This is a genomic window from Paenibacillus amylolyticus (assembly GCF_050990605.1).
Classification (GTDB): Bacteria; Bacillota; Bacilli; order Paenibacillales; family Paenibacillaceae; genus Paenibacillus; species Paenibacillus amylolyticus_H.
In genome coordinates, this window is record NZ_CP158832.1 from 4,118,965 (window position 1) to 4,133,039 (window position 14,075).

Here is a 14,075-nt window from a genome sequence, read left to right on the forward strand (position 1 = left end):
TTTCTCCTCCTATGATTGGTTTATGTTAGTGTATCACAGAATCCTTCCAATGGTTCATCTGATTCAGATGATCAATAAGAATATAAGGCTTCTCTACAATATATTCGAATAACCTCAGATACTGATTGGTAAACTGCTCCATTTCCTCCCGGGTGAAACTTGCCACCCGATAGTCAAAGTGAATACTGAAATGTTCTCCAATTTTCTGAGCTGTAACATAGATCTCATACTCACTGAACTTCCATTCATACTTGAATGGAGTAATCTGAATTTCAGAAGTTTCTACAGAGCGCTGAGCAAAATTGTTGAGGTTAAACATGGTATCAAACAGCAAATCCCCATCGGGTGCAGAAGAGAAACCTGCATCTTCCATCATTTTTTCAAATGGATAATCCTGATGATCAAATGCATCCATTTGGTTAGCCTGGAGCTTAATAAGATATTGGTGATACGTATCACCTGTTGATATTATATTTCGCAAGGGAATCGAATTAATAAACAAACCAACCGTGTCCTGCAATTCAGGTCTTCTTCTGCCAAATGCATACGTTCCTACAATCAGGTCCGTTCTCTCCGTCTTTTGATGCAACGTAAGCAGATATACCGAAAATAAAATAGCATAATCCGTTAAACTTGAATCATTGAGCTTTTCTCTAAGTTGTACGAGCTTGTTGGCAGGTAGCTTTACAACTATCTGATCCCCTTCATAGGAAGTGATATCCTCTTCACTTACACGCTCGTCTCTTACCGTAAACGGATGGTAGCCCTGAAGTGTTTCCTTCCAAAAGATTTGGGATTCGGCATACCCTCCCTGATCAAGCCTGTCCTTTTGCCAAACGGCATAATCTTTATATTGTAACTGGACAAGCGGAAGCGTTATCCCCTGATAGAGCTGAATCAACTCGTGCATCAGAATGCCTACAGATGTACCATCCGATATGGCGTGATGCATATCCATCAGAAGCACATGATCCTCTTCTCCCATATGGAGAAGCTTCGCACGAAGAAGTGGTGGCTGTGCTGCATTGAACGGTTGAATAAAAGATTCCATGATACGTATTCTGTCTGACTCTGACTCGACGTTCTCTTGAATCAGGTCAAAAGGAGTCCTTTGGTGAATACGCTGAACCACTTGTCCTCCCTCATTGTGCAATGAGGTACGCAGAGCTTCATGGCGTTCAATCAGAGCCCTAAAACTATTCTCCAGCCGCTTCGCCTGAAGTCTTCCCTTGATATGAAATGCCATTGGCATATTCCAATGATTATTGTCCTGGCTTGCTTCGTAACCGTAAGCTTGATAAGGTGTTGCAGGATAGGTGCTCTGTTCAAGTGCAGGCTGAATAGACTCATATTCATCATGATAAAGGGCTGCTCCTTGCTGCTGGATGTAAGCGGCCAACAACTTTATCGTTGGATACTTAAATACATCCTGCAGATCTATCCGGATATGAAGTTGCTCTTGGATAAGAGTATTTAACATCATGGCTTTCAGTGAATGTCCACCGTTTTCAAAGAAATGATCCTCTGTACCTGCACGTTCAATGCCAAGTACCTCTGCCCAGATCAATGCCAAATCCTGTTCAAGCGCATTTTGGGGGGCACAATAGCCTCTCGTCAGTTGATTGACTGGCTCTGGCAGGGCTCTTCGATCTATTTTTCCATTGGAGTTACGCGGCAGATTATTCAGAAACTCAAATCTAGACGGGATCATATGCTGTGGAAGCATTGAACTTAACTCTTGCCTGATATGAGCCAGTTGTTCCTGTGCAGTCTGTTCTTCCCATTGCAGTACAACGTAGGCCACAAGATAGGAATGGCCTTGTTTGTCCCGTTTGGGAACAACTACAGCCTCCCTCACTTCAGGTAGTGATATCAAGTGATCCTCGATTTCGGGAAGTTCAATGCGATTGCCACGAATTTTGACTTGCTGATCCAGACGATCCAAATATTCCAGATTTCCATCAGGCAACCATCTGACCAAATCACCCGTGCGATAAATGATCTCTCCAGGTGTAATAACACTTTCAATGAATCGTTCTGATGTCTGCGCAGGCTGATTGAGATATCCCAAGGCCAGACCATCTCCACCAACATAGAGTTCCCCTGGAACACCAATCGGCTGTCTTTGTCCCCAACGGTTAAGCACGTAGACTTTGGTATTGTGAACTGGACGCCCAATAGGTACATTCCGTCTATCTCTCAGCGTTTCATCCACAGTATAGGTTGCAGCAAAAACGGTCGTTTCTGTAGGTCCGTATCCGTTAGCCAATCGGTGTGGACCCAGATAATCCAGAGCCTTAAGAACATGACTTCGGGAGGCTGCTTCCCCACCAAAAAACAGTTTGCGAACATGTGTCAGACTGGTCACATCATAATCCACAAGGGTATTGAACAGTGCAGCCGTCATAAAAGCAGAGGAAATCCGCTCTTCTTTCAGTGTTCTGGCAAGTTCAGCTGTGTGTACAACGTCCTCCCTGGGAAGCAGCACCAGAACAGCCCCATTAAGCAATGCGCCAAATATTTCATAGGTTGATCCATCGAACGCATAGTTGGACAGCTGCAAAACCCGGTCTTCCGGCCCCATATCCATGAACCCATTATTCACACTTGTTCTCATAATATTCCGATGCGTGGTGACGACTCCTTTGGGTGCACCAGTCGATCCAGAAGTGTACATGACATAGGCAGGTGAATCAGCATTCCACCTTTCAACCCGGTCAGATACAACCTTTTCCTTGGCCATTTCACCCCATAAGCGTTCGTCTAGCAATACCGTTTGACCCTGAAAATCAGGTACGCCCGGATTAACTTCAGTTATCAATAGTTGGGCTTGGCTATCTCTCAGCATGTAGGCTAACCTGTCTTCCGGGAAAGTCGGATCAAGCGGTACGTATACAGCCCCCACCTTCAAAATCCCCATAATGGATACAATCATGCCTATGGAGCGATTAGCCAGTAATCCTACCACGCCACCCGAGGCGATTCCCTTCAGTCTTAGTATCTCTGCAAGCTGATTGGCCCTTATCTCCAACTCTCCATAGGTTATCTCCTCCGTACCCATTACAACGGATGGACGATCCCCATATTGCAGCACTTGCTGATGAAACCTCTGTGATATCGTTTCTTCCCTCGGGTAATCTACGATCTCTCCTTCGAGACTTGCCAGGTGCAGCCTTTCCTCCGGAGTACACATCTCAATCTTCATGATTTGCTCATAAGGGCGAATCACCATTTGTTGCAAAATATGTTCATAATGATGCATCATGCGCTCAATCGTTTCCGAAGAGAACAGATTTTCATTATATTCAACGGTTAGGCTCAGGCCTCCATCGTGCTCAACACTTCCCCATGTCATATCGAACTTGGGCTCACTCGATCCAGAAGGCATCTGACGTATGGAGATCGAACTCGCTTCAGGTGATGAGTGCTCCATGTTCTGCAACACAAACATCGTATCAAATAGTGGATGGCGGTTCAGTTCTCTGGGCAATGCCAGCTGTTCAATTAACTCCTCAAGAGCATACATCCCATGTTCGTAGCCCTGTAGCAACTGGGTGTGAACCTGTTGAATGTATCTCTCTACTTCGATCTCTCCCTCGGGCCTCAATCTCAATGCCAAAGTATTCACGAACATGCCAACGACGGATGCAGTATCTGCATGTTCCCGCCCGGCTGTAGGTACACCGATGATGATATCCTCCTGTCCGGCATATTTGGACAACAGGATGGAATAGCCCGCCATCATTACCGTATACAACGTTGTTTTATTCTCTTCTGCCTGCATCTGCAGCTGTTCAGTCAGCTCTGCTCCAAGCTGCATCCCTACTCGTGCCCCAGTAGCTCTATCCGTTCTGCCATAGGAATTGTCATAAGGAAGATTCAGCACCGATAGTTCACCTTGGAATTGATTCAGCCAGTATTCCCCACTGCTTCGATAGCTTTCCGCGTTCTTCTGTTCCTGTTCCCAGACAGCATATTCCTTGTACTGAACAGGAAGAGGCTCAAACTTTTGTTGTTCATACAACTGAAACAGTTCACTGAAGATAATACCGGTCGATGTACCATCAGAAACAATATGGTGAGTATCCACAACCAGAATATGCTTATTTGCTGAAGTACTTAACAAGCCTGCACGAAAAAGCGACTTGTGATCTCTGAGATTGAAGGGGCGAATGAACGAATGAACGTACGTCTTTGTATCAGCTGTAGCTGTTTCCTTCCGTTCAGCCAATGTACGCTCCATCCTCCACTCCAAGTCTGCTGCAGGCCATATACGCTGTCTGAGATCCCCTTGAACAAGTTCAAACGACGTACGCAAAGATTCATGTCTATGAATCAGGGAGATAAAAGCTTCCTCGAGTCGCTCAGCAGAGAGTTCACCTTCAATTTCAAATATCATTGGCATATTGTAGCTGGTACTCTGCTGATCCATATGCTGAAGGAAAAATAGTCTCTTCTGAGCCGACGAAGCAGGATAGGTATCTTGAATCGTCACAGGTTGCAGCGATGTATAACGATGGGTCCCTCTAGCTTTTTGAATAAACTTGGACTGATCCAGCACGGAAGTGTGGGTAAACACATCCTGTACCGTCAACTTTACATCAAAAGCTTTATGGATCTGGGCAATAAGAGACATAGCCTTGAGAGAATGTCCTCCAAGTTCAAAGAAATGGTCGTGAATGCCCACTCTTGATAACCCCAGAACATTGGTCCAAATTTCGGCCAGTTCAGCTTCGACCGGATTGGTTGGTGCAACATAACTCTCGGTTAACAGGGGTTGTGGCTTCGGAAGCATTCTCTTATCCACTTTGCCATTACTGGTGAGCGGAAAAGAGTCAAGCAACGTGTAAGTTGAAGGCACCATATAATCTGGAAGATCGTGAAGCAACTGTTCCCGAATAATACCCGCCAGCCTAGGCTCAGATGTTGGATGAGGAACGATATATGCTGAGAGAAAAGAGTGCCCTTGCTCATCCCGTCCAGATGTTACCATCGCCTCTTTAACTTCCGGCAATACCAGAAGCCTGTTTTCGACCTCTGTCAGCTCCACTCGATTGCCCCGAATTTTGACCTGCTGATCCAAACGATCCAGGAATTCCAAGTTACCGTCAGGTAACCACTTCACCAAATCTCCTGTACGATAGAGTCTTGTTCCTGACTTCAGCGGATTCTCGCCAAACCGCTCTGCCGTCAACACTGGTTGATTCAGATAACCCTGTGCCAGGCCTTCTCCCCCGATATAAAGTTCTCCGGGTACCCCAACCGGCTGTCTCTTTCCCCACGGATTAAGCACATAGACCTGTGTATTGTGAACTGGGCAGCCTATTGGCACATTGCTTCTATCGCGCATACTCTCGTCCACAGAGAATGTTGTTGCAAAAACAGTCGTTTCCGTTGGGCCGTAACAATTAATAATGCGATGGGGACCAAGATAATCCAGTGCCTTCAGGACATGTTTTCTGGAACCGGGCTCCCCACCAAAAAACAGTCTTCGCACATGTTTCAGACAACTCAAGTCGTAATCTACCAGCGTGTTAAATAGAGCCGTCGTCATGAAGACAGTAGTAATTCGCTGTTCATCCAATGTACGGGCCAGTTCTGTAATATGCAGCATGTCCTCTCTGGAAATCAGGATAAGCGCGGAACCATTCAGCAAAGCTCCGAAAATGTCATACGTCGATCCGTCAAAAGCATAATTGGACAACTGCAGCACCCGATCCGTAGGCACCATGTCAATGAACCCATTCCGGATACTGGTCTTCATAATGTTACGATGTGTGGTTACGACTCCTTTTGGCTTCCCGGTTGAACCCGATGTATACATCACATAAGCTGCATGATCCGGTTGGGATTTTTGATCCGACTCGAACTCGTCATTAAAAGGTCCACTCCAGCACTGTTCATTTAACACCATCGTTTTCCCAGAAAAGCTGTGAACTGCTCGGCCTTGTTCAGCAATGAGCAATTGTGTCTGGCTATCTTCAAGCATGAAGGCCATGCGCTCTTGTGGAAAGCACGGATCAAGTGGAACGTATGTGGCTCCGGATTTTAGAATGCCGAGAATGGATACGATCATTCCCATAGAGCGATCCGTTAATAATCCGACTCTGTCTCCCGGACGAACCCCTTCCTGTTTTAACGTTTCAGCCATCCGTTTAACATTCATACCCAGCTCACTATAGGTCATGCTCAGGGAGCCCATGATCAACGCAGGACGATCTCCGTGCTGTCTCACTTGTTTTTCAAACCGCACTGGTATTGTTTCTTCTCTTGGATATTCAACAATTTGTCCTTCAATCTTCTCATAGTACAGGCTTTCCTCCAATGTACACAATTCAATATCGTTGAGACTCAGATTGGGATCGTTGACCATCTGTTCAAGAATGTGCGCATAATGGGAAGACACTTGTTGGATCCTGGCTTGGGAAAATAAGTCGGTATTATATTCAATCGTCATGGAGATATCTTCTTTCAACTCATGTCCAGCCCAAGTCATCTCAAACTTGGATCGCCCTGTTGTTGTCTCCATCTGATCAATTTTTAGCTGATCCGCCTTTAGCTGAGCCATGTTCATGTTCTGTAGTACAAATAACGTTTCAAACAGGGGATGGCGACTCGGCTCCCTGACCATTTGCAGATGATCCAGCAGCTCTTCAAGTGGGTACAGCGCATGATTGGAGCAATCCAGTACACGTTGCTTCAATGAAGCCATGTACCCTGCAACCGTAAGTTCCGGCTTGATTTCGCTGCGCAAAGGCAACGTTTTAACAAACATCCCCACCATGGAAGCCGTTTCGACATGATCTCTGCCTGCGATCGGTGTACCGACTATGATATCTTCCTGTCCGCTATATTTGGATAGCAGAATGTAATATGCGGCTAACAGCGGTACATACAAGGTTGTCTCCTGGCTCGCCGCGAGATCGGTCAGGCGCTTGGCAAGAACGTCACCCAACAGGAATGTATGCTGCGCTCCTTCATAGCACTGTACTCGTGGACGCACGTTCTCCAGAGGGAAGTCCAATATCGGCAGCTCTCCCTCATACAGTCGATGCCAATAATCACGAGCAGCACTGTAGGCTTCCGTTGATCGTTGTAGCTGCTCATAGGCAGCGTAATCTTTATACTGTTTTTGCAGAAGCGGCAGCTCTTCATCTTCATATATTCTGAATAACTCGTCGTACATAATCGCTGTTGATATCCCATCCGAAACGATATGGTGAACATCCAGCAATAACAGATGCTGCGTATCCGATTGCTTGCGGACATAAGCTCTAAACAAGCTTGGAGCTGACAAATCAAAAGGAAAAATACATGATGTAACCCATGACGCCTCGTCATGATCTATAGACCCGTATTGTGATGTACCATTATTTACTTCTGTCATAGTAAGTTTCCAGTCCAGTTCGTCCAGCGCGTGTACCTGTTGCCTAACCTCATCATCTTCCACCAAGAAAGAGGTTCGTAAGGACTCATGGCGCTCAATCAACTGAAGCAGAGCGTTTTCGAGTCGTTCAATATTCAGATGACCTTCGATTCGTAATACCATGGGCATATTATAACTGGTACCCATATTTTCATTTTGCTGAATGATATACAATCTTCTCTGAGCAGAAGTCACATTATAACTTGTATCCGGATTCACAGTAGGTAGGGAGACATGCCTGTGAAGCTTGTCGTTCCCCTGGATAAGCATTGCCTGCTCCCGAATGGTAGGATGGCTGAAGATATCCTGAAGGCTTAGCTTTACATCAAACTTCTGGTGTATTTTGGCTACCATGGTCATCGCTTTAAGCGAGTGTCCGCCAAGATCGAGAAATGATTCCAACATTCCCGGAAAATCCTTCCCGAGAACTTCGGACCAGATATGCTGCAACTGCTCTTCATACAGGTTCTCAGGCTGTATGACCACCGCCGTATTCCATTTAGCCGAAGGCTTGGGAAGAGCAGCATAATCCACCTTACCATTGGATGTCATCGGTATGGTGTCCACAATAAGAATAAATGCAGGAATCATATATTCCGGAAGTGACTGTCTCAATTCATCCTTCCAATTGGAAACCAGGCCTGAGCTGTCCATCTGCTTCGTAGCAAGATCTTCGGGCACTACATATGCACAAAGAAGGGAACCCTCGCCGCGCTCCTCTTTGCGTGCAATTAATACTGCTTCATTCACGGAGGGAATTTTTTTCAATCTGGTTTCAATCTCACCGAGTTCTATCCGGTTGCCCCGAATTTTGATCTGATTGTCCATTCTTGCCAAGTACTCCAGTTGGCCATCCTCTCTCCAAACCACTAAATCTCCTGTCCGATATATCGTTTCTCCAGGGACAAATGGATCTGGAACAAAGCGCTCTTCCGTCAAACCGGGCTGGTTCAGATATCCTTTCGATACACCTTCCCCCCCGATGTACAGCTCACCAGGAACCCCTGTAGGCTGGAGTTGGTTCCAGCGATTAAGCACATACAGTCGTGTATTGTGTATCGGCCTTCCGATGGGAACCCGAACATGTTGACGCAAACTGTTTTCAACCGAATATGTCGCAGCAAAAACAGTGGTTTCTGTCGGTCCGTACCCATTCACAATACGATGCTCACCCAAGTAATCCAGTGCTTTCAGTACATGTTTAATCGATGCGCTCTCTCCACCAAAGAATAGTTTTCTAACATGCTTGAAGCATGTAACGTCATAGTCGACCATCGTATTGAACAATGTCGTCGTCATAAAGCCAGACGTAATTCGTTGTTCATCCATCGTTCTGGCCAGCTCGGCAGCATCGAGTAAAGTATGTTTGGCGATTAATATGAGTGATGCACCATTTAATAGTGCCCCGAAAATCTCATAGGTTGAGCCATCGAATGCATAATTGGATACTTGGAGTACCCGATCGGCAGAAGACAGTTCACTGAAGCCATTGTGAATGGCCGTCTTAATAATATTTCGATGACTGGTCATAACCCCTTTGGGTTTACCGGTCGAGCCCGAAGTGTACATCATATACGCTGTTGCTTCCGGCGGTATTGCTGGCAACTTCCAATTTCTGCTCTGTTGCTTCGTCCTTGCTGCCTCTTGAAGTATTGCATCAAGTGACAGATGATGTGTTGTACATCCAGCAATAGTTAGTTCATTGGCTGTGATCAGCCAATTGGCCTTGCTGTCTTCCATAATGAAGTGCTTGCGTTCTTCAGGAAAGGAAGGATCAATAGGAATATACATAGCTCCTGTCTTGAGAATCCCGAAAATAGCTATGATCATGCCCAGAGAACGATCTGTCAACAGACCTGCAGCATCTCCTTGCTTCATTCCATTTTCCATCAGTACGCGTGCAAATTGATCTGTCACTTCGTTGAATTCCCTGTATGTCAAGCTCTGATATTTATCCATGACCGCAATCTGATCAGGAGTTCGGGCAGCCTGCTCCTCAATTGCTGACGGAATACTGGATTGACGTGGATACTCTGCCTGAGTTTCATTGCAAGCAAGCATAGCGGATTGCTCATCGTTCGTTAACAAATGGATTTCCTTCAGCCTCATGAAGCGGGCATCACCCATTTGTACAAGTATGTTTTTGAAGTGATCAATCATCCTCAGAATGGTTGACTTTCTATAGATGGAGGGAGCATATTCCACTGTCCAGTTCAAGCCATGGCGATCCTCTTGGCATCCCCATGTCATATCAAATTTGGCATGATTCCAGTCCCAATCTGCTGCAGTAAATGTAGTTCCCGTCAGTTGGATTGGGTGAATATCCATATTTTGCAGTACAAAAAGGGTATCAAACAACGGATGCCGGCTAAGATCCCTTGACAGTTGAAGATGCTCAAGCAGGTCCTCCAGAGGGAACTCTCCATGCTCTTGCGCCTCAACAAAATTGGACTTCACCCGACCTATGAATTCATCCAATGTGAGTTCACCTTGCACTTGATTACGCAAGGCCAGCGTATTGACGAACATACCCACCATAGGCTGAACATCTTCGTGATATCTTCCGGCAGTGGGTGAACCGACCACAATATCCTCTTCTCCGGTATATTTGGATAACATGATATTATAGGCAGCCAGCAAGACAACATATAGTGTGGTTTTGTGCTTAGCAGCAAGACTTTTTAGGCGATCCGTGAGCTCAGATTCAAGTTGAAATGAGATCGAATGCCCCTCATAAGATCGAACGGCAGGCCTGATATAATCTGGTACAATCTCTGTACTCGGAAGTTCACCTTCGAATTGGGCACACCAGTATTTCCGATTCTCCTCATATTTCTGGCTCGTTCGCTCATTCTGTTCGTATACAGAGTAGTCTTTATAGTGTAGGTTTACGGGTGACAACTCTTCGCCCTCGTATAATCGGGTCAGTTCTTTATAAATGATTCCGGTGGATACACCATCAGATACGATGTGATGAATATCAATGAACAAGAGACTTCGATCGGATGTTACTTCAGCAAGGGCTGCACGGATCAACGGACCGGTTGAAAGATCAAATGGCTGTACAAATGTCTCAAGATATGAGGCAATCATCGTTTTCTTACCATTAACAACATCCTTGCCGCGATACATCTCCAATTGTTGTTCTTGCATTTCATAGACGAATAGCTTCCAGTTTAATTCCGCAGGCTCCAGAATATGTTGCCGCAAGTGTTCACCAGACCAGATGAAACAAGTTCTTAGAACTTCGTGCCGTTGTATAAGCTGTATGAAGGCACTTTCAAGCTTGTCCCGGTTAAGTTTCCCTTCAATCTCCAGTACCATTGGCATATTATAACTGGTCTCCAAGGGAGCAAGCTGCTGTGCAATATACACTCTCTTCTGCGATGCGGATACCGGGTAAGATTCTTGTACTCCCGCGGCAGGGATAGCCTTATATACACTTTTGCGAGAATTTTCAATGCATACAGACATGTCCCGCAGTACTGCTGCACGGAACACTTCATGCAAGGAAAGTTTTACGTCCATCTCCTTATGTATTTTGGCTACCAGCATCATAGCTTTTAACGAGTGCCCCCCAAGTTCAAAAAAGTGATCCCCGGCACCTGGTTTAATGCCCAATACATCTTCCCAGATCTGAGCCAGCTTCTGTTCGGTATCTCCAGACAGTGGCTGATTTTTGGGTTGACCCATCACCGTTGGAACAGGAAGGGTTTTTCGATCGATTTTGCCATTGGAATTAAGCGGAAATGCTCGAAGAATCTGAAATTCAGCAGGAATCATATATTCTGGTAAACGGGCTTTCAGCGCCAACTTCCAATCCTGAATTTGCTGATTCTGTTCCACATGAGCATCTGCATATTGAACAGGGATGATATATGCACTTAAGTTGGAATTCCCCTGCGCATCCCGCCATGTCGTAACAAGAACATCTTCCACTCCGGAAAGAGCCCTCATCTTCTCCTGCACCTCTCCCAGCTCAATGCGGTGACCCCTGATTTTGACCTGATGATCCTTACGGTCTACAAACTCCAAATTTCCATCAGGCAGACGTTTTACCAAATCCCCAGTTTTATATATTTTCTCATTCGGAGCATATGGGTTATCCACAAAGCGTTCCAGCATCAATTCTGGAGCATTCAGGTAACTGGCCAACCCTTCACCGCCAATGTATAACTCTCCCGTCACACCAACAGGCATTGGATTACGTTTGGAGTTCATGACATAAGCAGTCGTGTTGTGGATTGGTTTGCCTATGGGTACGAGATCAGGCCGCGTAATCGGATAATATGTCGCATACACCGTCGTTTCTGTTGGCCCATACATGTGCAATAATCGTTCTGGTCCCAAGACAGCAAATGCTTTGTTCAGATGCCTGATTGAAGCTTTCTCACCGCCAAACAGAAGATGTCTTACCTTGCTGAAACAACTCGGGTCCCAATCCACCATCGTGTTAAATAGCGCAGTTGTCATAAAAGCGACCGTAATCTCTTCCTTGGTGAACAGATCGGCAAGCGAAGCTACATTCTGCATCTGTTCTTCAGTAGTCAGTACAAGCGTCGAGCCATTCAACAATGCCCCGTATATATCGAAGGTAGCCCCATCAAAAGCATAATTCGAAATTTGCAGAATCCGATCTTTGGAGTTCAGTTCCACATAACCATTATTTCGCACAGTCTTGATGATATTTTGATGAGTTGCAACCACGCCCTTAGGTTTGCCAGTCGAACCTGAAGTATAGATAATGTACGCGGCATCCCGTGGACCAGAAAGGAAATCAATCTCTTGGTGATTGTTCGTGTTGAATGAACGTTCATGCATCATCAACATATCCAAGGTCAAGATATCTCCCTCATAGTTGGGCAATTCTAATTCAGTGAAACGTAGCAGGGATCGTGCACCACTGTTGTGAAGCATATGGGTCAATCTTTCGGCCGGAAATGTGGGGTCAAGTGGAATATAGGCAGCACCAGCCCGAATAATAGCCAACATGCCTGCGATCATCTCCATGGATTTCCGGGCAACCAGACCTACCTTGTCTCCTGGCCTTATGCCATGCCATTGTATAGCTTTGGCCCAATCTTCAACCAGAGCATGGAGTTCTGCATAAGTCCAGGTCTGGTAAGCTAATTGAATCGCTGGATGATCAGGGTATAACTCTACCTGTCGAATAAATAATTCTGAAATGGACTGATCCCTCGGATAGTCTGCTGTGGTCTCGTTCCCTTTCGCCAACATATTATTTTCTTCCGGGGTCAGGATACGAATATCTGAAACACTTATCTCGGGTTCTCGCGCGATGATTAGACAGGCCTGCTTCAGGTGTGCAAACAAACGCTCGATAAAAGAACCCGAATATACCTGCTCGTTGTAATTGATCTTGACCCGAATCTCCTCACCTGGACCTATGGAAATGTTCAGATCATAATTGGTATGTTCATAGGCTTCAATGGAAGTAATATCAAATCCCAGTTCAAACTGTTTGGTATCAAACATGCTGGCACTGGAAGGGTAGTTTTCATACACCATGATATGGTTAAAAAGCGGACCATTCTGACCCGCTTCCGCCTGCACTTCAGCGAGAGACAGATAGCTGAACTCCTCGGACAAAATGGCATTTTGGTGTGTCTCTTTCAGTAATTGGGCAAATGACCGTTTCTCATCCGACGTTATTCTTACAGGTACAGCGTTAATGAACAAACCTACAATTTTCTCCACATTCGGTATAGCAGCCGACCTTCCAGACACTACGGTTCCAAAAACCACATCGTCAGAATTGCTGTAGTATTGAAGTACTACTCCCCATAGTGTCTGAAAGAGACTGCTCATCGTGACCTGATATTTACGGCTAACATCCATTAATTGATCTGTCAGCCCTTTGCCCAAATTAAACGTAATCTCCTGAATCGACGGTGGTTTCGCTGAATCCGAAGCTATTTCCGCAGGGAAGTCCGCTCCGATCTCATAACCAGAGAGATATTTCTTCCAATAGGTTCTGGCTTCCGTCTCCTGCTGTTCACCCAACCATTTAATATATCGTTTATAGGGAATAACACGATCAAGTTGTGCAGGTATTCCGTGAATCTCCTGTTTGTAGAGGGAGAACCACTCCTGAAAAATGATACCCAGACACCATCCATCAATCAGAATATGATGATTGCTCCAGATCAGCGTATATGCCGTGGGGCCGGTTTGGATCATTTGCAAGCGTAGAAGGATATCTTTGGACAAATCAAAAGACCGCTGGCGGTCTTCTTCTGCCATCTGCCGGATCATCTTCCGTTGCCCGACAGGATCAGGCTCGGTCAATTGAATGTAATCTAATTTAACTTTTCTGTTTCGCAACACGATTTGTCTCGGCTTGTTGATTTTGTCGTGAATAAAGATCGTCCGCAGCGTATCATATCTCTCGATAACTTTGTTCATGGAGCGTTCCAATGCCTTGATATCGATGAATCCCTGAATCGTAAAAATCATTTGCTCGAAATATACGTCTCCCTGGTCGTAAAGCGAATGAAACAGCAGTGCTTCTTGCATTGGAGATAATGGATAAATATCAGCAATTTCCGGTTTGTTCATCATCCCTTATGTCCTCCCCTTAAATCTATAGATAGCCGAAGGAGCCCCGGAGATTCCTTTACATTTCCAG

Annotated in this window: 1 protein-coding gene; it reads right to left on the bottom strand. The window is 45.5% G+C overall.

Going from position 1 to position 14,075, the window contains the following annotated elements:
* Window positions 1-25 precede the first annotated feature (25 nt).
* Window positions 26-14,008, bottom strand: a complete 13,983-nt coding sequence (locus ABTV53_RS18470) for an amino acid adenylation domain-containing protein (protein WP_433745072.1) — start codon at window positions 14,006-14,008, stop codon at window positions 26-28.
* Window positions 14,009-14,075: the final 67 nt, after the last annotated feature.

Excerpts from the sequence above, each read along its gene's own strand:
- ABTV53_RS18470 (WP_433745072.1), bottom strand. The coding sequence starts at position 14,008 with ATGATGAACAAACCGGAAATTGCTGATATTTATCCATTATCTCCAATG.